This window comes from Pseudooceanicola nanhaiensis, from assembly GCF_020171315.1.
Classification (GTDB): Bacteria; Pseudomonadota; Alphaproteobacteria; order Rhodobacterales; family Rhodobacteraceae; genus Pseudooceanicola; species Pseudooceanicola nanhaiensis_A.
Window position 1 is genome coordinate 44,661 of sequence record NZ_JAIUZP010000010.1, and the last position, 19,881, is coordinate 64,541.

18 protein-coding genes are annotated in these 19,881 nt (G+C 66.6%); 6 read left to right on the plus strand and 12 right to left on the minus strand.

Going from position 1 to position 19,881, the window contains the following annotated elements; all coding sequences use genetic code 11:
• Positions 1 to 3 precede the first annotated feature (3 nt).
• The 4 genes from LCM32_RS16785 to LCM32_RS16800 all read right to left on the minus strand — a co-directional run bounded on the left by LCM32_RS16785 (position 4) and on the right by LCM32_RS16800 (position 4,779).
• Positions 4 to 834 (minus strand): carbohydrate ABC transporter permease, encoded by an 831-nt coding sequence (locus tag LCM32_RS16785; protein WP_224822248.1) that lies wholly within the window; start codon positions 832 to 834, stop codon positions 4 to 6.
• Between the two features lie 277 nt (positions 835 to 1,111).
• Entirely contained in the window at positions 1,112 to 1,984 is an 873-nt protein-coding gene (locus LCM32_RS16790; RefSeq protein WP_224822249.1) for a carbohydrate ABC transporter permease, read from the minus strand.
• A 135-nt stretch (positions 1,985 to 2,119) separates the two neighbouring features.
• The gene (locus tag LCM32_RS16795; protein WP_224822250.1) at positions 2,120 to 3,436 is read right to left on the minus strand and encodes an ABC transporter substrate-binding protein; all 1,317 of its coding nucleotides are present in this window, start codon (positions 3,434 to 3,436) and stop codon (positions 2,120 to 2,122) included.
• Between the two features lie 389 nt (positions 3,437 to 3,825).
• Positions 3,826 to 4,779 carry a sugar-binding transcriptional regulator gene (locus tag LCM32_RS16800; protein WP_224822251.1) on the minus strand — a complete coding sequence of 318 codons (954 nt, stop codon included), beginning with the start codon at positions 4,777 to 4,779 and terminating at the stop codon, positions 3,826 to 3,828.
• Positions 4,780 to 4,970: 191 nt separating this feature from the next.
• On the opposite strand from LCM32_RS16800, the gene LCM32_RS16805 reads away from it, so the two are divergent.
• Positions 4,971 to 5,891: a carbohydrate kinase family protein gene (locus LCM32_RS16805; RefSeq protein ID WP_224822252.1), complete on the plus strand. Its 921-nt coding sequence runs from the start codon at positions 4,971 to 4,973 to the stop codon at positions 5,889 to 5,891.
• A 261-nt stretch (positions 5,892 to 6,152) separates the two neighbouring features.
• Here the strand turns inward: LCM32_RS16805 and LCM32_RS16810 are convergent, their stop codons facing one another.
• A complete protein-coding gene (locus LCM32_RS16810; RefSeq protein ID WP_224822253.1) occupies positions 6,153 to 7,781 on the minus strand; it encodes an AMP-binding protein in 1,629 nt (542 codons plus the stop codon).
• 213 nt (positions 7,782 to 7,994) lie between these two features.
• On the opposite strand from LCM32_RS16810, the gene LCM32_RS16815 reads away from it, so the two are divergent.
• Together LCM32_RS16815 and LCM32_RS16820 are read left to right on the plus strand one after the other, a co-directional pair.
• A complete protein-coding gene (locus tag LCM32_RS16815; RefSeq protein WP_224822254.1) occupies positions 7,995 to 8,648 on the plus strand; it encodes a sulfotransferase family 2 domain-containing protein in 654 nt (217 codons plus the stop codon).
• A 257-nt stretch (positions 8,649 to 8,905) separates the two neighbouring features.
• Positions 8,906 to 9,583: a Hint domain-containing protein gene (locus tag LCM32_RS16820; RefSeq protein ID WP_224822255.1), complete on the plus strand. Its 678-nt coding sequence runs from the start codon at positions 8,906 to 8,908 to the stop codon at positions 9,581 to 9,583.
• 214 nt (positions 9,584 to 9,797) lie between these two features.
• Here LCM32_RS16820 and LCM32_RS16825 read toward each other — a convergent pair whose 3' ends face one another.
• The 7 genes from LCM32_RS16825 to LCM32_RS16855 form a co-directional block, all read right to left on the minus strand.
• On the minus strand, positions 9,798 to 11,987 hold the full coding sequence (locus tag LCM32_RS16825) for a 3-hydroxyacyl-CoA dehydrogenase NAD-binding domain-containing protein (protein WP_224822256.1): 2,190 nt from the start codon (positions 11,985 to 11,987) through the stop codon (positions 9,798 to 9,800).
• 11 nt (positions 11,988 to 11,998) lie between these two features.
• On the minus strand, positions 11,999 to 13,210 hold the full coding sequence (locus LCM32_RS16830) for an acetyl-CoA C-acetyltransferase (protein ID WP_224822257.1): 1,212 nt from the start codon (positions 13,208 to 13,210) through the stop codon (positions 11,999 to 12,001).
• Between the two features lie 211 nt (positions 13,211 to 13,421).
• Positions 13,422 to 14,060, minus strand: a complete 639-nt coding sequence (locus LCM32_RS16835; protein WP_224822258.1) for a glutathione S-transferase family protein — start codon at positions 14,058 to 14,060, stop codon at positions 13,422 to 13,424.
• A gap of 18 nt (positions 14,061 to 14,078) precedes the next feature.
• The gene (locus LCM32_RS16840; RefSeq protein WP_222489079.1) at positions 14,079 to 14,291 is read right to left on the minus strand and encodes a hypothetical protein; all 213 of its coding nucleotides are present in this window, start codon (positions 14,289 to 14,291) and stop codon (positions 14,079 to 14,081) included.
• Between the two features lie 166 nt (positions 14,292 to 14,457).
• The gene (locus tag LCM32_RS16845) at positions 14,458 to 16,236 is read right to left on the minus strand and encodes an acyl-CoA dehydrogenase C-terminal domain-containing protein (protein WP_224822259.1); all 1,779 of its coding nucleotides are present in this window, start codon (positions 16,234 to 16,236) and stop codon (positions 14,458 to 14,460) included.
• A 42-nt stretch (positions 16,237 to 16,278) separates the two neighbouring features.
• Complete coding sequence (locus tag LCM32_RS16850; protein WP_224822260.1) at positions 16,279 to 16,686, minus strand: MerR family transcriptional regulator; 408 nt, start codon at positions 16,684 to 16,686, stop codon at positions 16,279 to 16,281.
• A 292-nt stretch (positions 16,687 to 16,978) separates the two neighbouring features.
• Entirely contained in the window at positions 16,979 to 17,356 is a 378-nt protein-coding gene (locus tag LCM32_RS16855) for a MerR family transcriptional regulator (RefSeq protein WP_224822261.1), read from the minus strand.
• 173 nt (positions 17,357 to 17,529) lie between these two features.
• Here LCM32_RS16855 and LCM32_RS16860 point away from each other — a divergent pair, with 173 nt between their 5' ends.
• The 3 genes from LCM32_RS16860 to LCM32_RS16870 are packed head-to-tail and all read left to right on the plus strand — an operon-like array spanning position 17,530 to position 19,842.
• Positions 17,530 to 17,973 (plus strand): PaaI family thioesterase, encoded by a 444-nt coding sequence (locus tag LCM32_RS16860; RefSeq protein WP_224822262.1) that lies wholly within the window; start codon positions 17,530 to 17,532, stop codon positions 17,971 to 17,973.
• On the plus strand, positions 17,970 to 18,482 hold the full coding sequence (locus tag LCM32_RS16865; RefSeq protein WP_224822263.1) for a PaaI family thioesterase: 513 nt from the start codon (positions 17,970 to 17,972) through the stop codon (positions 18,480 to 18,482). Before LCM32_RS16860 ends, LCM32_RS16865 begins: the two co-directional genes overlap by 4 nt.
• A 13-nt stretch (positions 18,483 to 18,495) precedes the next feature.
• The gene (locus LCM32_RS16870; protein ID WP_224822264.1) at positions 18,496 to 19,842 is read left to right on the plus strand and encodes an MATE family efflux transporter; all 1,347 of its coding nucleotides are present in this window, start codon (positions 18,496 to 18,498) and stop codon (positions 19,840 to 19,842) included.
• The last annotated feature ends 39 nt before the right edge of the window (positions 19,843 to 19,881 follow it).

A 19,881-nucleotide genomic window follows, 5' to 3' on the forward strand; every position in this document is an offset into this window, starting at 1 on the left:
TCCTTATTTCACGGCGCCGAAGGTCAGGCCCCGGACCAGCTGTTTCTGGCTGAACCAGCCAAGGATCATGATCGGCGCGATGGCCATGGTGGAGGCGGCCGAGAGCTTGGCGTAGAAGAGCCCCTCTGGCGAGGAATAGGAGGCGATGAAGGCCGTCAGCGGCGCCGCCTTGGCGGCGGTCAGGTTCAGCGTCCAGAAGGCCTCGTTCCAGGCGAGGATGACGTTCAGTAGCAGGGTCGAGGCGATGCCCGGCACCGCCATCGGCGTCAGAACGTAGAGGATTTCCTCGCGCAGGCCCGCGCCGTCCATCCGGCTGGCCTCGAGGATCTCGCCGGGGATTTCCTTGAAGTAGGTGTAGAGCATCCAGACGATGATCGGCAGGTTGATCAGCATCAGCACGATGACAAGGCCGATGCGGGTGTCGAGCAGGCCGAGGTTGCGGAAGATCAGGTAGATCGGGATCAGCACGCCGACGGGCGGCAGCATCTTGGTGGAGAGCATCCACATCAGGATGTCGCGCGTCCGCTTGCCGGGCACGAAGGCCATGGCCCATGCGGCGGGCACGGCGATGATCACGCCCAGCAGGGTGGAGCCGACCGAGACCACGACCGAGTTCCAGAAATGCCGCCCGTAGTTGGAGCGCTCCTGCACGGTGGCGTAGTTTTCCAGCGTCCAGTCGAAGTTGAACCAGACCGGCGGATCGGCGATCGCGACGGCCTCGGTCTTGAAGGAGGTCAGCACGGTCCAGAGGATCGGGAAGAAGAGCAGAAGCCCCACGGCCCAGGCCAGGACGGTCATCAGCGCCTTGCGGCGGGTCGAGCTGCGGCGGGACATCAGCGGTCTCCCTCGATCAGCGAGAATTGGACGGGGGACGCCGCGGAACGGGGCCATGCCCCCGACTGGAGTGTCGATCGTGTTCCCGAATGCGCCGGGTCTTCCCCAGCAGTCGGCGCAGCGGCGCCCCCGTGGTGCCGGGCCTGTGCCCCTGCGGCGGCAGCCGTGCGGAGGAGGTCCGCAGGTCTGCCCAGCGTAGCCGACAGGAAGCCGATCCCGGCGATATGGATCGTCAGAGAGGTCATCGTCAGAGAAGTCATGGAAGGCGCCTGCATGATCATGCGTCCAGGTTCTTGCCGATCATCCGCATCAGGAAGATCGCGACGATATTGGCCAGCACCACCGCGACGATGCCGCCCGCGGCCCCCCCGCCCACGTCGAACTGAAGCAGCGACTGCGCATAGACGAGGTAGGTGATGTTGGTCGAGGCATAGCCCGGGCCGCCGTTGGTGGTGACGAGGATCTCGGCAAAGACCGAGAGCAGGAAGATCGTCTCGATCAGCACGACGACGGTGGCGGCGCGGCTCAGGTGCGGCACGGTGATGTAGAAGAAGCGGGCAAGCGCGCCTGCGCCGTCCATCTCGGCCGCCTCGATCTGCTCGCGGTCGAGCGATTGCAGCGCGGTCAGCAGGATCAGCGTGGCGAAGGGCAGCCATGTCCAGCTGACCATCCAGATGATGGAGAAGAGCGGCGCACTGCCCAGCCAGTCATAGGGTTCAAGCCCGAGGGCCTGGAAGAGATAGGCGAAGAGGCCGTTCACGGGGTTCATGAACATGTTCTTCCACACCAGTGCCGAGACGGTCGGCATGACGAAGAAGGGCGCGATCGTCAGGATGCGCACGATGCCCTGGCCCCAGAAGTCCTGATCCAGCAGCAGCGCCAGCAGCACCCCGCCCACGGTGGTGATCAGGAGGACCCCGCCCACCAGCAGCAGCGTGTTCTTGAAGGCGGCGTAGAACGCCGGATCGGTCAGGAAATAGCGGTAGTTGTCGAGCCCGGTAAAGCTCTCCATCCCCGGCATCAGCAGGTTGTAACGCAGCAGCGAGAAGTAGATCGTCATGCCGAGCGGCACGAGCATCCAGCCCAGAAGCAGCAGGACTGCGGGCGAGATCATCAGGCGGGCTGCGGTTTTGGAATGGGCGGTCGCCATCGGGACCTCCTGCAAGGCGGGGAAGGACGGGGCCGGTCGCGCGCGGGCGGCCGGCCCCGGGTGTTTGAAAGGGACTAACGAAATGCGGGGGCCCGGCTCACGGTGGAGTGGGTGCTGGCCCCCGCAAGGCGGCGCTTACTTGATGTAACCGCTCTTGCGCATCTCACGCTCGGTCAGAGCCTGTGCGCTTTGCAGGGCCTGTTCGCCCGACACGGTCCCGGCGAGGGCCGCCGAGAATTGCTGACCCACCGCGGTGCCGATGCCCTGGAATTCGGGGATCGAGACGAATTGTGCACCGGTGTAGGGGATTTCCTTGACCGAGGGCGCCGAGGTGTCGACCGCGTTGATCGAGTTCAGCGTCATTTCCGCGAAGGGCGCGGCGGCCTGGTAATCGCTGTTTTCATAGAGCGAGGTGCGGGTGCCGGGAGGCGCTGCGCGCCAGCCTTCTTCCTCGGCCACGATTTCGGTGTAGTGCTTGGAGGTCGCCCAGGCCACGAAAGCCTTGGCCGCCTCTTCGTTCTTGGTGCCCGCGGGCACGGCCAGGTTCCACGACCACAGCCAGTGGCCGCGGTTGTCCATGCCGTCCTTGGCCGGGAACTGGGCAAAGCCCACGCTGTCGGCGACGGTCGAATCTTTCGGATCGGTCACGAAGGAGGCCGCCACGGTGGCGTCGATCCACATGCCGCACTTGCCCTGCTGGAACAGCGCGAGGTTCTCGTTGAAGCCATTCGAGGAGGCACCCGGCGGGCCGTAGTTGGTCATCAGGTCGAGGTAGTCGGTCAGGGCCGCGGTCCATTCCGGGCCGGTGAACTCGGGCTTCCAGTCCATGTCGAACCAGCGTGCGCCGTAGGAGTTCGCCATGGCGGAGATGAAGGCCATGTTCTCGCCCCAGCCCGCCTTGCCGCGCAGGCAGATGCCGTAGACGCCCGCGTCCTTGTCGGTCATCGCCTCGGCGGCGGCCTTGATCTCGGCCCAGGTCGAGGCGTCGGAGATCGTCACGCCGGCCTTCTCGACAAGGTCCTTGCGGTACATGACCATGGCGCTTTCGCCATAGAAGGGCGCGGCGTAGAGCGTGCCGTCGACCGAGAGGCCGCCTGCGATGGCGGGCAGCAGGTCATTCGCGTCGTAGTCGTCGCCCATGTCGGTCAGGGGGACGAGCCAGCCCTGCTTGGCCCAGATCGGCACTTCGTAGTTGCCGATGGTCATGACGTCGTACTGGCCGCCCTTGGTGGCGATGTCGGTGGTGACACGCTGGCGCAGGACGTTCTCTTCAAGGGTCACCCACTCCAGTTCGATATCCGGATGGGACGCGGTGAAGTCCTCGGTCAGGCCCTGCATGCGGATCATGTCGCCGTTGTTCACGGTGGCGATGGTGAGCGTCTCGGCATGGGCCGCCGCGGCGAGGGCGCAGGTGGCAGTGGCGCCCAGAAGGGCGCGGGTCAGCTTGTTCATGGAACTCCTCCCGAAGTATTTGAGCAATGGCTAATTGCTTGGGCAAATGTTCACATTGAGCTGTGCCAAGTCAACAGCCAAGCGCCTAGCCGCAGTGCAGAACTGCAGATGTATCTTTTTAAGGGATTGATTAATCGTTGTTTAATTGCCGTGTCGCAGCCGGGGTTGCGCCGCGGCGCAGCGTCGGCGGCTGGTGTCGCGACCGGGGGAATTGCCGGAAATCGGGGGATTTCGCGGGGGATTGGCGGTGGTTTTCGCGCCGCGCCGCAGCAACCCGGCGGGCCTGCGGGTTGTTGACTGGCGAATCAATGCGTGCGGATCGGGCCAGAACCGTCAGGCCTGAAGGGTGGGGGTGCCCGCCGCAGTCCTGCAGTCTCAGGCCAGAAGGCTCAGGCCAGCAGGGCGGTGGCCGTCTCCTCGTCGGTGACGAGCCCGTTGAGCAGACCGCCCTCCAGCGCGCCGCGGATCGCGGGCAGCTTGCCCGCGCCGCCTGCCACGCCGAGGATCTGGCGCCCCTCGGCCCCGCCCGCCCAGAGATCGGCGGCCGAGACGCGGTCGTTCATCAGGCCCGCGATCACCTTGCCCTGCGCATCAAAGGCCCAGCCGAGGATCTCGCCCACGGCCCCGGCGGCGCGCAACTCGTCCAGCTCGGCCCGGGTGATGAACCCGTCCAGCAGCAGCGGCGCGGCGGCGTCCATCTGGCCCACGCCGACCACGGCAAGATCGGCCCGCGCGGCAAGGTCGCGGGCGGCGGCGATGGTCTTCTGGGTCAAGAGCATGTCGCGTTCCTCGGCGCTGGCCGCGATGACGGGCATGGGCAGCGGATAGGTCGGCGCGGTCACCTTGTCGGAGATCGAGAAGAGCACGTTGTAGAAGGCGGTGGAGCCGTCGGGCGCGATGTTCCCGGTGAGCGAGACGATCCGGTGCTGCGGGCAGTCGATCCGGGGCAGGGCCTCGATCGCCGCACGCAGGGTGCGCCCGGTCCCCAGACCCATGACGCCGGCCTCGGGCCGCAGGAGCCAGCGTTCGATCACATCCGCCGTGGCATGGGCCACCGGCAGCGAGGCGTCGCTGCCCGGCAGGCTGGGCACCACCTCGCAGAGCGAGAGGCCGAAGCGTTCGCTGAGGGCTGCGGCCAGCGACATGCACTGCCCGATGGGATGGTCGATCCGCACCTTCACGAGGCCCGAGGACATGGCGAGCGAGACCATCCGCTGCGCCGACTGGCGCGAGACGCCGAGGATGCCCGCGACCTCGTCCTGCGTCTTGCCCGCGATGTAGTAGAGCCACGCCGCCCGCGCCGCATCGTCAAGCCGCTTGGTGGCGCGGTCGGGCATGTCCATGGTCGTCCTCCTGCTGGGCGCAGGAAACCCCGCGGCGGCGCCCAATGTCCCCGCGCAGGGCCGACCCTGTCAAGGCTGTGGGCGGCATGGCTGCTGCGCGTGACGTGCAGAAATCTTCTGGACAGCGCGGCGGAGAAGCCTTTATGCGCGCGGCCAAACGGACGATAGCGCAAACATCGAGGGAGGGGCCCATGATCCTCTGCGCAGGCGAGGCATTGATCGACATGATTCCGGCGGAAACCACCGGCGGGGAAACGGGTTACGTGCCCCGGGCGGGGGGCGCGGTCTACAACACCGCGGTCGCCCTGGGCCGGTTGGGGGCGCAGGTCTCGCTGGCGACGGGGCTCTCCACCGATGCCTTCGGGGCCCTGCTGGAAGAGGTCGCCGCCGCTTCCGGCGTGGATTGCGCACCCTCTCCGCGGGTGAACCGGCCCACGACACTGGCCATGGTCACGCTGACCGGCGGGCAGGCCAGCTATGCCTTCTACATGCGCGGCACGGCGATGAACGATCTGACCGGGGCAGAGCTGACAGCGCCCGAACCGCTGCCCGAGATGGCGGTCTTCGGGGGCATCTCGCTGATGGCGGAGCCCTGCGGCGCGGCCTTCGAGGCGCTCTGCCTCTCGCTGGCGGCCAAGGACGTACCGATCTTCCTCGATCCCAACATCCGTCCCGGTTTCATCGCGGACGAGGCCGCCTACCGCGCCCGGCTGGCGCGGATGATGGCGGTGGCGGATATCGTGAAGCTGTCGGATGAAGACCTGCTCTGGCTGGCCGGTCCCGGGGCGGCGCCTGCGGATATCCTCGCGCAGGGGCCTGCCGTGCTCTGCCTGACCCGGGGTGCGGAGGGGGCCGAGGCCGTGACCGCGCGCGGCAGGCTGCATGTGCCCGCCCGGGCGGTGATCGTGGCCGACACCGTGGGCGCGGGCGACACCTTCAACGCGGGCGTGCTGGCGAGTCTTCAGGCGCAAGGCCTGCGCGGGCGCGATGCGGTGCGCGGCGCATCCGACGCGGCGCTGGAGGCGGCGCTGAGCCTGGGGATCGCGGCGGCCTCGGTCACCGTCTCGCGGGCGGGGGCGAACCCGCCGTGGCGGAGCGAACTGCCCGCCTGATCGGGGGCTGCACGCGCGGGGGACGAGCAAGAATTTTCGAAAATTCTTGCCAAAATTCTTCGAAGAATTTTGGGTGCCCGACCGGGAGCGGGCGCCGTGAGGCGCGCGGGGACCGGAAAATGCGCATTTTCCGGACCGGATTTTTCGAAAAATCCGGGGTGGGGCGCTGCCCCCTTGGCCCCTGTGGGGCCAATTCCCCCGGAGTATTTCGGGAAAGATGAAGGGGGGCGGTGTGCCCCCCTTTCACTGTCTGCTGACGGGTCAGAGCTCCTTGGCGAGCTTGCGAAGTTCGAACTTCTGGATCTTGCCGGTGGAGGTCTTGGGCAGCTCGGCAAAGACCACCTTCTTGGGCGTCTTGAAGCCGGCAAGGCGCGCGCGGGCGAAGGCGATCAGCTCCTCTTCACCTGCCGAATGGCCGTCCTTCATCTCGACGAAGGCGCAGGGCACTTCGCCCCATTTCTCGTCCGGCTTGGCCACCACGGCGCAGAGCATCACGTCGGGGTGGCCCATGAGCACGCCCTCGACCTCGACCGAGGAGATGTTCTCGCCGCCCGAGATGATGATGTCCTTGGCCCGGTCGGAGATCTGGATCCAGCTGTCGTCATGCTGCACGGCGATGTCGCCGGAGTGGAAATAGCCGCCCTTGAAGGCCTCGCGCGTGGCGCGCGGGTTCTTGAGGTAGCCCTTCATCACGCCGTTGCCGCGCATCATGATCTCGCCCGCCGTGGCGCCATCGCGGGGCACCGGGGCCAGCCCCTCGTCCATCACGACGACGTTCTCGCAGCCGGGCATGGGCACGCCCTGCCGGGCCTTGACCGCGGCGCGGGCCTCGCCTTCGAGGCCGGACCAGCGGCTCTCGTCCCAGTAGCATTCCGTGGCCGGGCCATAGGTCTCGGTCAGGCCATAGACCTGCGTGACGTTGAAGCCCATGGGCTCGATCGCGGCCAGCGTGGCAGGGGCGGGCGGGGCCCCGGCGGTGAAGACCTCGACCACGTGGTCGAAGTCGCGCTTCTGGTCTTCGGGCGCATTCACCAGCAGGTTCAGCACGATGGGCGCGCCGCCGAAATGGGTCGCCTTCTCATCCGCGATGGCATCGAAGATCGCCTTGGGCGTGATGTCGCGGCAGCAGATCTCGGTCCCGCCCAGAAGCGGCATCATCCAGGTGTGGCACCAGCCGTTGCAGTGGAAGAGCGGCACGATCGTCAGGTAGCGCGGATGCAGGACCATCCGCCACGAGATCACCTGCCCCATGGCGTTCAGATAGGCCCCGCGGTGGTGGTAGACCACGCCCTTGGGCCGCCCGGTGGTGCCGGAGGTGTAGTTGAGCGCGATGCTCTCCCACTCGTCCTCGGGCATGATCCAGTCGAAATCGGGATCGCCGGTGTCGAGGAAGGCCTCGTATTCCATGTAATCGCCATAGGCGTTCACGCCGGCATGGGGATCGGCCACCTCGATCACGAGGGGCGGCTCGTTCTCCATGTCCTCCATCGCGGCCACCAGCACCGGGATGAACTGCGGATCGCAGAGCACGACCTTGGTGTCGGCATGGTCGAGGATATAGGACAGCGTGTCCGCCTCGAGCCGGGTGTTGATCGTGTTCAGCACCGCGCCACAGGCGGGCACGCCGAAATGCGCCTCGGCCTGGGCCGGGATGTTGGGCAGCAGGGTCGAGACCACGTCGCCCGGCTCGACCCCCGCCTTCGCAAGTGCCGAGGCCAGCCGCGTGACGCGGGCGTGGTATTCGGCATAGGTCTTGCGGTGCGGGCCATAGACGACCGCCATGTGGTTCGGCCAGATCTCCCGCGCGCGGATCAGCCAGGAAAGCGGGGTCAGGGGTACGTGGTTCGCCTGTGTCCGCTCGAGTCCCGTCTCGTCCTTCAGCCAGCCCATGGGCGCCTCCTCCTTTGTTCCTCGGGGGCAACGGTATGCCGCCGCGCGGCATGCCACAAGAGCCAGCCTGCCGCAGGGACGCGGCGTTTCGCGCAGGGGTTTTCCGTGGCAGGGCAGGGGGCTGGATCGGGTTGGAAAAGGGGGGGCAGGCGGCTGGTACAAGCCACCACGGGACCTCTGGATCGGGCGCGGGCGATCGGCTAGCGTCCGCCCATGATCCTGTCGCGCGGCCGCCGCTATATCTTCATCCACATCCCCAAGACCGGCGGCACGGCCATGGCGCTGGCGCTGGAAGACCGGGCGATGAAGGATGACATCCTGCTGGGCGACACCCCCAAGGCCCGCAAGCGCCGCCACCGGGTGAAGGGGCAGGCCACGGCCGGGCGGCTCTGGAAACACTCCACCCTCTCGGACATCCGCGGCCTTGCCACCGACGAGGAGATCGCGCGCTTCTTCACCTTCACCCTCGTGCGGAACCCGTGGGACCGCGCGGTGAGCTACTATCACTGGTTGCAGGGCCAGAGCTTCGATCACCCCGCGGTGACGCTGGCGCAGACGCTCTCCTTCCCCGCCTTCCTGCGCCATCCGGTCATCGCGCGCGGCTTTGCCGATAACCCGGCGCGGGCCTACATGCGCGGGCCGGACGGGATCGAACGGGCCTCGCTCTACATCCGTATCGAGCATCTGGAGCAGGATGCGCAGCGCCTGTGGGATCATCTGGGCTTCGAACTGGCACTGCCGCGCGCCAATGCGTCAGAGCGCGACGCCGACTACCGCCAGTATTACACCCCCGAGGATGCCGGCCTGCTGGCGCGGCACTGCGCCGAGGATATCGCGCGGTTCGGCTATCGCTTCGGTCAACCCTAGGGAGATTCGCGACGCTCGCGGGGAACAGCCCTTCACGGCCTGATCCGCCCCGAAAGGCGCGCTGCCCTGCGCAAGGACTATGCGCATTGCAAGGGGTAGATGCGGGATTGCAGAAAAGTATACATTAATAATCACCTAACGGGCCTTCTGCCATGTTCCTGCCGCAATGGGCCGCAATTGATGACCCGACTCTCCCGATAGGGGAAAATCGGAGAGCTGGGGCAACACGCCCCGATCACGGGAAAGACTAAGGACACATGATGCTGCAGGGATGGATGCGGGGCGCTGACAGGTCACGGAATGCGGATTTCCTGACCACCGGCCCCGACGCGGCGCAAGAGGTGACGGGCGTCACCACCGGATTGACCGAAGGCACGCGGGTGGCCACCGCCGTGGGCTGGCAGCGGATCGAGACGATCCGCGCCGGGGATGCGGTGCTGACCTTCGACAACGGCCTTCAGACGGTGCGCGCGGTCTATGCCGATCCGCTCTGGTCCGGCAGCCATGACTGCCCCGACCGCTTCTGCCCGCTGCATGTGCCCGCAGGCGCCATCGGCAACAGCGACGAACTCCTCGCGCTGCCGCAGCAGGGTGTCATGGTCGAAAGCGATGTCTCCGAGGCGCAGTACGGCGATCCCTTTGCCCTGATGCCCGTGCATCTGCTGGACGGTATCTGCGGCATCGAGCGCGTGCTGCCCGACACGCCGGTGGCGGTCTACATGCTGCAATTCGACAATGACGAGATCCTCTTTGCCGCCTCGGGCGCGATGTGCGTCTGCCCGGCGGCCGGGGACATGGTGCACCGCGCCTTCGACGAGGCACCGGCCTATCGCCTGCTGTCGGGCGAAACCGATGGCGCCATGATCGAGAACATCCGCGACGAGCTGGTCACCCAGTGGCACAGGCGGCTTGCCAGCCGCCGCGCGGAGAGCTGACAGGTTTCAGCCCGGCTGATGCGGCGGGCTGAACGGAAGGGAGTGGATGGTCGCCCGCAGCCCGGTTGCGCCGCCGCCCCCTTCCCCCCTCGGGGAGGAGAGGGGAAAAGGCGCGGGTCCCTAAGGCCCCGCGCCTTTGCTTTTGTCGTCACTCTGGAAGAGAGGCCGCCCGGCCGGTGCCTGACCGGGGCCGGGCAGCGGCAGGGCCGGTGGCTTAGGCCGCCTTGGCCTGCGGGCCGAAGCGCTTGTAGAAGCTCTCGTTCCCCTCGGCCATGTCGCGCAGCAGCGCGGGCGTGGCGAAGCGCGGGCCATAGGTCTCGGCCAGCCGGTCGCAGGTTTCCGCCGCGAAGGGCGTGCCCACGATGTCGAGCCAGCTGAACGGACCGCCCGACCACGGCGCAAAGCCCCAGCCGAGGATCGCGCCCACGTCGCCTTCGCGGATGTCCTCCAGCACGCCTTCCTCCAGCGCGCGGACCGCCTCCAGCACCTGCGCGAACATCAGGCGGTGCTGCACCTCGATCACGTCGGGCTGGTCTTCTGCCAGCGGGTATTTCGCCGCCAGACCCTCCCAGAGACCGGCGCGCTTGCCCTTGTCGTCATAGGCATAGAAGCCCGCCTTGGCCTTCCGCCCCAGGCGGCCCTCGTCGTAGAGCCAGAACATCAGGTCATCGACGCCCTTGGCATCGGCCGGATAGGCATCGCCCATGGCCTGCTTGGTCGCCTTGGCGATCTTCACCGCGAGGTCGATGGAGGTCTCGTCGATCAGCTGCAGCGGGCCCACGGGCATCCCCAGCATCCGGGCGGCATGTTCCACCAGCGCCGGGCTGATGCCTTCGCTGACCATCCGCGCGCCCTCGTTGAGGTAGGGAATGATGCAGCGGTTGGCATAGAAGAAGCGCGCGTCGTTCACCACGATAGGCGTCTTGCGGATCTGGCGCACGTAGTCGAGCGCCTTGGCCACGGCCCGGTCCCCGGTCTGCTTGCCCTTGATGATCTCCACCAGCAGCATTTTCTCGACCGGCGAGAAGAAGTGGATGCCGATGAACTGCTCGGGCCGCGAGGAGGCCTTGGCCAGCCCCGAGATCGGCAGGGTCGAGGTGTTGGAGGCATAGATGCAATCCGCCGGGATCACCGCCTCGACGTTCTTGGTGACCTCGGCCTTCACGCCCGGGTCCTCGAAGACCGCCTCGATGATCAGGTCCGCGTCCTTGAGCGCGTCGTAATCCGTGGTCGCGGTGATGCGCGACAGCACGGCCTCCTTCTGCTCGGGCGTGGTCTTCTTCCGGGCGATGCCCTTGTCGAGATAGGCCTCGGTATAGGCTTTGCCCTTGTCCGCGGCCTCCTGCTTCTGGTCGATCAGCACCACCTCGATCCCGGCCTGCGCCGAGACGAGCGCGATGCCCGCGCCCATCATGCCCGCGCCCATGACGCCCAGCTTCTTCACCCGCTGATCCGGTGCCTCGGGCCGGTTCGCGCCCTTCTCCAGCGCTTCCTTGTTCAGGAAGAGCGAGCGGATCATCGCGCCCGAGGAGGGGTTCATGATGATATGGGTGAACCAGCGCGCCTCGATCTTCAGCGCGGTGTCGAAGGGCACCTGCGCGCCCTCGTAGATCGCCGAGAGCATCGCCTTGGGCGCGGGGTAGGCGCCCCACGTCTCGGCCATGATCATCGCGTTGGCGCCCACCATGGTCTGGAAGCCCGCCGGGTGATAGGGCGCGCCGCCGGGCATCTTGTAGCCCTTGGCGTCCCACGGCTTGACGATATCCGCGTCCTTGGCGCCCAGCACCCATTCCTTCGCCGCGGCCACCGGATCGGCGGCGATCTCATCCACCAGACCGGCGCCCTTGGCCTTCTTCGGGTCCACCAGCTGGCCCTGCAGCAGGAAGGGCGCGGCCATCATCACGCCCAGCTTGCGCACGACACGGGTGGTGCCGCCCGCGCCGGGGAAGATGCCGACCTTGATCTCGGGCAGGCCGAACTTGGCCTTGGGGTTGTCGGCCACAAAGATGCGGTGGCAGGCCAGCGGCAGCTCGAACCCGATGCCAAGCCCGGTGCCGGGCAGGGCGGCCGCGATCGGCTTGCCGCCCTTCAGGGTCTTGGGGTCCATGCCCGCGCGCTCGATCTTCCGCAGGATCTTGTGCAGCGACATGATCCCCTCGAAGACGCCCTCGGCGCCGTTCTTCTGGAAGTCAGCGAGGATGTTCAGGTCCATCCCGGCCGCGAAGCTGTCCTTGGCGGAGGTGATGACGATGCCCTTCACAGCCTCATCGGCGAGCGCCTCGTCGATGAACCCGTCGAGGGTGGCCGCGCCCTCCATCGACAGGACGTTCATGCTCTTGCCCGGGACGTCCCAGGTGATCACGGCGACGCCGTCGGCGCCTTTCTCCATCGTGAAATCGGTCATTGTCCCCTCCCTTACACGCGTTCGATGATCGTGGCGGCACCCATGCCGGAAGCCACGCAGAGCGTCGCCAGCCCGACCTCCTTGTCGGTGCGCTCCAACTCGTCCAGCAGCGTGCCGATGATGATCGCACCCGAGGCCCCCAGCGGGTGACCCATGGCAATCGCGCCGCCGCAGCTGTTCACCCGGTCCATGTCCACGCCGAAGGCCTGGATGAAGCGCAGCACCACGGCGGAAAACGCCTCGTTCACCTCGAAGAGGTCGATGTCACCGATGCCCAGGCCGCTCTCGGCGAGGATCTTCTCGGTCACCGGCACCGGGCCGGTCAGCATGATCGTCGGATCGGTGCCGATCTTGGCCGTCGCCCGGATGCGCGCCCGCGGCTTGAGGCCAAAGGCCTCGCCGAATTCCTTGGAACCGACGAGAACCCCCGCCGCCCCGTCCACGATGCCCGAGGAATTCCCGGCGTGGTGGATGTGGTTGATCTTCGCCAGGTGCGGGTACTTCAGCATCGCCACCTTGTCGAAGCCGGGCATCACCTCGCCCATCTCCTTGAAGGCCGGCTTCAAGCCGCCAAGCGCCTGCATGTCGGTGCCGGGGCGCATGTATTCGTCATGGGCCAGGATCGGCAGGCCGTTCACGTCGCGGATCGTCACGATCGACTTGTCGAAGCGCTTCTCCTCCCAGGCCTTCGCCGCCAGCGCCTGCGAGCGCACGGCGAGCGCATCGGCGTCGTCCCGGCTGATGCCGTATTCCGTCGCGATGATGTCCGCGGAAATCCCCTGCGGCACGAAATACCGCTCCATCGCCACGGTCGGATCGACGGCCACGGCGGCCCCGTCCGAGCCCATGGCGACCCGGCTCATGCATTCCACGCCGCCCGCGATATAGGCCTGGCCGGCCCCGCCGCGCACCTGGTTGGCGGCGAGGTTCACTGCCTCCATGCCGCTGGCGCAGAAGCGGTTGATCGAGAGGCCCGGAATGCTCTCGTCCAGATCGGACGCCAGCACGGTGGTCCGCGCGAGGCAGCCGCCCTGTTCGAAGGCCTGGGTCGCATTGCCCCAGATCACGTCCTCGACCGCGTGGCCTTCCAGCCCGTTGCGGTCCTTCAGCGCGTTCAGCATCTGCTTGCCGAGCGCGACCGCGGTCACCTCGTGCAACGAGCCGTCGGGGCGCCCCTTGCCGCGCGGGCTGCGCACGGCGTCGTAGATATAGGCGTCGGTCATGGTGTCCTCATCCTTTCCGGTCCAGTGGCGGGGCCTCCACCCCGCCGGGACAGGTCCTCCCCCATCCCATTTCCGTTTCTCAAATATCCTCGGGGGGAATTGGCCCGTCAGGGCCAAGGGGGTCAGACAGCCCCCGTACCCGCCCGCAACGCGGGCCCCTTTGCGGGCCCCGCGCGACGCTTCCAGTCAGAGCCCCAAACAGACGCCCCGTTCAGAGCCCCCGATCAGACGGGCGCCCCGGCATCAGGTCGTAGGGGTGTTTCCACCCCGGCAGGCTCTCGATGTTCGACAGCCAGCGGTCGATGTTGGGCCAGTCCTTCCGCTCGAAGGTGAAGGGCTCCGGGTAGAACAGGTACCCGCAGTTCGAGAAATCCGCGTTGGTCGGCCCGTCGCCCACCAGCCAGTCGCGCCCCTCCAGCCCGGCATCCAGCACCTTAAAGGCGGCCTTCAGCCGGGCGGCGATGAAGCCGATCACCTCGACCGAGCGGTTCGCCTCGGGCAGGAAGTTCATCTGGAAGCGCAGCATCCCGCATTGCGACGACATCTTGTGGTTGTCGAAGAACACCCACTTCATCACGTTGCGGGCCTCTTCCGGGGTGGCGCCGCCGAACTTGCCGGTCTTCTCGGTGATGTACATCTGGATCACGCCGGACTGCGACAGGGTCACGTCGCCGTCCACCAGCACCGGAACCTCGCCCATCACGTTCATGGCGGTGTAATCCTTCGAGCGGTGCGCGCCACCGAAGAAGTCCACCTTCTCAGGCGCCCAGTCGAGGCCCGAGAGCTCCAGCGGCAGGGCGGCCTTGTAGGCATTGCCGCTTTCGCCGAAGCAATAGAGTTTGATCGTCATCTGTCTCTCCCCTTGGGATCAGCGCTTGCGCGCGTCCAGTTCCGAATTGAACAGCCGAAGCCTGTGCGTGAGGTTGTCCTCATCGGTGACGGAGTCAAAGTTTTCGAACAGGAAAGAGAGGGCCTCCCCCTCGTCGAGACCGGCATCGCGGGCGAATTTCTTCAGCCGGCGATAGCCGTCTTCGGTCATGGCGACGGGGATGCGCCGCGTCAGGCGGAAGCGTTTCGGCATCTCTGCTCCTCCTCTTCGGGCCGGGGCCCGCGCTGTTGGCCGCACCCGGACCGCCTGAAAATAGGGGCGGTCCGGGCGCTCCGGAGCCTTGCGCATGGCGCGCGGCTCCGCCGTGAGTGGGGGCCGAACCCCCTGTCGGTTCCTTACGGCGCGGGTTGATCCCGGCTCAGAAGTTGGCCGCGTCCAGCGCCATGACCGGATCGGCACCCGAAAGGATGCGCTGCAGGTGCATGGCCGTCGCAGGCAGGCGTCGGGCCATATAGTAGCGCCCGGTCGCAATCTTCGTCTCGTAGAACGCAGCGTCCCCGGCACCGGAGGCGAGCGCTTCCTTTGCGGCAATCGCCATTTTCGACCACATGAAGCCAAGGCAGACATGACCGAAGAGGTGCAGGAAGTCGGTGGAGCCCGCAAGCGCGTGGTTCGGGTTCTTCATGCCGTTCTGCATGAAGTACATCGCCGCTTCCTGAAGCTGCTTCGAGGCGGTCTTGAGCGGTTCGATGAACTGCTTCGCGATCTCCTCGTCGCCCGCGTTCTCCTTGCAGAAGGTCTTGATCATCTCGAAGAGCGCCATGGCGGGCTTGCCGCCCTCGGCGGCCAGCTTGCGGCCCACGAGGTCGAGCGCCTGAATGCCGTTGGCGCCCTCGTAGATCATGGCGATGCGGGCGTCGCGGGTGAACTGCGACATGCCCCATTCCTCGATGTAGCCATGGCCGCCATAGACCTGCTGGGCCTGAACGGCGCAGGCAAAGCCCTCGTCCGTGAGGAAGCCCTTCAGCACCGGGGTCAGCAGCGAGATCATGCCCTCGGCCGCCGCATCCTCGGAGCGGCGCGCCTGGTCGATCATCTGCGCGCCCCAGAGCGCGAAGGCACGCGCGCCCTCGACAAAGCTCTTCTGGTCCATCAGCGCGCGGCGGATGTCGGGATGCACGATGAGCGGATCGGCGGGGCCGTCAGGGTTCTGGGTGCCGGTGACGGCGCGGCCCTGCAGCCGGTCCTTGGCGTAGATCACGGCGTTCTGGTAGGCCGCTTCGGCCACGGCGAGACCCTGCATGCCGACGCCGAGACGGGCTTCGTTCATCATGGTGAACATCGCGCGCATGCCCTTGTGGGCGGTCCCCAGCAGGTAGCCGGTGGCCTCGTCGTAGTTCATGACGCAGGTGGCATTGCCGTGAATGCCCATCTTCTCTTCCAGCTTGCCGACGCTGACGCCGTTGCGCGCGCCAAGGCTGCCGTCCTCGTTCACGAGGAACTTGGGCACGATGAAGAGCGACACGCCCTTGATCCCGTCCGGGCCGCCGGGAATTTTCGCCAGCACGAGGTGGATCACGTTGTCGGACATGTCGTGATCACCGGCGGAGATGAAGATCTTCTGGCCGGAAATCTTGTAGCTGCCATCCTCCTGCGGCTCGGCCTTGGTGCGCATCAGCCCAAGGTCGGTGCCGCAATGCGGCTCCGTCAGGTTCATGGTGCCGGTCCACTCGCAGGAGACCATCTTGGGCAGATAGGTCTGCTTCTGCTGGTCGGTGCCGTGGATGTGGATTGCGGAATAGGCCCCGTGGGTCAGGCCTTGATACATGGTGAATGCCATGTTGGCGGCGGTGAACATCTCACCGGTCGCCACGCCCATCACATAGGGCATACCCTGCCCACCGAAGTCGGGATCACAGTCCAGACCGGTCCAGCCGCCCTCGCGGAGCTGATCGAATGCCGCCTTGAACCCTTCCGGCGTGTGCACCACGCCGTTCTCAAGACGACAGCCCTGCTGATCCCCCACCGGATTCAGCGGCGCCAACACTTCCGACGCGATCTTGCCTGCCTCTTCGAGGATGGCAGAGGTAAAATCGCGGTCCAGCTCGTCATAGCCGGGGATGGCGCTTTCAGAGGCTTTCAGCACGTCGTGAAGGACGAATTGGAAATCCTTCACGGGGGCGGTGTAACTCGGCATGTCTCTCTCCCTAGACTTCGATGGGCGAGGCGGCCGGGTTGATTATTCGGCCACCTTCTTGGGCGTGCGCAGCGAGGTGATCATCTGTTCCCCCCACCGCATCTGTTCGGACAGCTCCTCGATGGCCTTGTTCAGCTCATCGCGTTGCTTTTCCATTTCATCCATGCGCTTCTGGGCAACCTCGTAGGTGCGCTCCAGCTGAGTTAGCTGTTGGTCACCCTTGTCATAGAGGTTAAGAAGCTGGCGGATCTCCTCCAGGCTGAAGCCAAAACGCTTGCCACGCAGGATCAGTTTCAGCCGGGCCCGGTCACGCCGGGTAAACAGCCGCTTCTGGCCTTCGCGGATCGGGAACAGCAGTTCCTTGGCCTCATAGAACCGCAGAGTGCGCGGCGTCACCTCGAAGGCGTCGCACATCTCGCGGATCGTCATTGTCTCCGTTCGTTCGGTCATGGTTAACCCATCCTGATTTTTGATCAGGCGGTAAAAACATTTCTTGACCCACGGTTACAATGGGAAACGAAGTTGACGTAACACAAACGTCACGTCACTTTCGCGGTGACGTAAGATCATGACAAGTGACGCCGGGTAAAGGAAATTTCCTTGCGTTTTTGGCCGCCGGGAAACGCTTTATTTCACAGGGAAATCACATAATCGAACAGACGCTCAATAGCGTCTGTAACAATTGCCTTAAGGGCAGGTTTTCGGGGGCTGTTTCGGGCCTGATGGACAGGGGTGTCCGCGCTCAGGCGCCCGAATCGAGTTCCTTGGCCACGCCGTCGCGCAGGCTCTTCAGCTCGGCCATCGCCTCGTCGAGCTGGCGGCGCTGCTCGGCCAGTTCAAGCAGCTGCTTGTCGGCCATCTCGACCCAGTTGCGCATCTGCGCCTCGGTCCCGTCCTTCTCGTAGATCTGGAGCCACTGGCGGATGTCCTCCAGCGCGAAGCCGAACTTGCGACCGCGCAGGATCAGCGTCATCCGGGCGATTTCCTTCGCGCCGTAGAAACGCGAGCGCCCCTGACGCTCGGGGGAGAGGAGCTCGATATACTCGTAGTAGCGCAGGGTCCGCGGCGTCACCTCGAACCGCTCGCACATTTCCTTGAAGCTCAGGGTCGTATCGCTCATGGCTGTCTACTCGATAAAGTCACGGAATGGGGATCGGGAGATCGGTACTCCGGCGGGAGGTTAGGACCGTCTGCCTGCGAGGGCAACCACCGTCAGAAGCCCGCCGTTCGGGCGGCCCGGCTTGAAAGCCCTTCGCTTTTCCAATCATATACCGCCAAAGGATCGAGGGCGCGATGAACAAACCAGACATGGAATTCGTGAAGACGCATTTCGCGAAGGAGCTGCCCTATGTCGCGGCCCTGAACATGCGCTTCGACGAACTGACCGAGGGGGTGGCCGTGATGACCATGCCCTATGATGCCCGCCTCGTGGGCGATCCCGAAAGCGGGGTGATCCACGGCGGGGCGGTTTCCGCGCTTATGGACACCACCTGCGGCGCGGCAGTCTTCTCCCACCCCGAGGCCTCCATGGGCACGGCGACGATCGACCTGCGGATCGACTACATGCGCGCGGCCAAGCCGGGCCGCGAGATCACCGCGCGGGCGGAATGCTACCATGTCACCCGCTCGGTCGCCTTCGTGCGCGCCACTGCGACGGACGGCGAGGGCGACACGCCCGTGGCCACCGCCACCGGGGCCTTCACGGTGGATCGCGCCGCATCGGAGGGCAAGGCATGAGCCGTCGTCCCCCCGAACCGGTGCAGGTCGTCAAGCAGCGGCGTGATGCGGCGCTGGCCGCGCTCGTGGGCTCCGTGCCCTTCATCTCCTTCCTTGGTGTCACCTTCGACCGCCGCGGGGATGAACTGACCGCGATCCTGCCCTATCGCCGCGACCTGATCGGCAACCCGATGCTGCCCGCGCTCCATGGCGGGGCCACGGCGGGCTTCCTCGAGATCACCGCCCTGATCGGCCTCAGCTGGGGGATGCTGTGGGAGCAGGTGGAAACCGGGGCGGTCGATGTTGCCGCGCTGGGCGAGGGCTGGTGCCCGAAACTGCCCAAGACCATCGATTTCGCCACCGACTTCCTGCGCTCTGGCCTGCCGCGCGATGCCTATGCCCGGGCCGAGATCACCCGCTCGGGGCGGCGCTATGCCTCGGTCCGGGTCGAGGCCTGGCAGGATAACCGGCAGCGGCCCCATGCACAGGCAATCGGCCATTTCGTGATGCCGCAGGGCCCCATGGCATAACGCAGGACAGACCGTGACCGACACCACCGGGCCCGAGGCCCTCACTCACCGCCGGGTGCTGCGGATCGCGGTCCCGATCGTGCTGTCCAACGTCACCGTGCCGATCCTCGGCGCGGTGGACACCGGCGTCGTCGGCCAGATCGCCGAGGCGCAGCCGATCGCGGCCGTGGGCCTCGGCGCGGTCATCCTCTCGGCGATCTACTGGATCTTCGGCTTCCTGCGCATGGGCACCACCGGTATGACCGCCCGCGCCGCGGGGCAGGGCGACCGGGGCGAGGTCGCGGCGCTGCTGACCCGCGCGCTGATGTTCGGGCTGGGGGCGGGCGCGGTGATCGTCGCGCTGCAATGGCCGATCTTCGCAGGCGCCCTCGGGCTGGCCCCGGCCAGTGCCGAGGTCGAGGAGATGTCGCGCGCCTACATGGGCATCCGCATCTGGTCGGCCCCGGCGGCCATCGGGCTTTACGGTCTCACCGGCTGGCTCATCGCGCAGGAGCGCACCATGGCGGTGCTGGCGGTGCAGCTCCTGATGAACACGGTGAACATCGCGCTCGACCTCTGGTTCGTGCTGGGCCTCGGCTGGGGCGTCGAGGGCGTGGCCGCCGCCACCTTCATTGCCGAGTGGAGCGGTCTGGCGCTGGCGCTCTACCTCTGCCGGGCGGCGTTCCGCGATCCGGCGTGGCGCGACTGGGGCCGGGTCTTCGACCGGGTGGCGCTGATCCGGATGGGTGTGGTGAACGCCGACATCCTCGTGCGCTCGCTGCTGCTGAAGGCCACCTTCCTCTCCTTCATGTTCCTCGCCGCCGATTTCGGCGACGTGCAACTGGCGGCGAACCAGGTGCTGTTGCAGTTCCTCGAAATCACCGCCTTCGCTCTCGACGGCTTCGCCTTCGCGGCCGAGGCCTTCGTCGGGCAGGCCATGGGGCGTGGAGACCGCGCGGGCCTGCGGCGCGGGGCGCTGCTGACCAGCGGTTGGAGCATCGCGATCTGCGTGCTTCTGGCGCTCTTCTTCGCGCTCGCCGGCGGCTGGCTGATCGACGTGATCACCAAGGCGCCCGAAGTGCAACAGGCCGCGCGGACCTACCTGCCGTGGATGGTCGCCGTGCCGGTGCTGGGCGTCGGGGCGTGGATGCTGGACGGGATTTTCATCGGGGCGACCCGCTCGCGCGACATGCGCAACATGATGGCGGTGAGCTTCGTGGTCTACGTGGTGGCGGCGGTGGCGCTGGTGCCGCCCTTCGGCAACCACGGCCTCTGGGCGGCCTTCCTGATCTCCTTCGTGGCGCGCGGCGTCACCCTGCTGATCCGCTACCCGGCGCTGGAGGCCGAGGCGGATCAGGTGGCGGCGGCCAAGGCGGCGTGACGCGGGGCGGATAGAGTGAGGTGGCGCTGCTAACCCCGC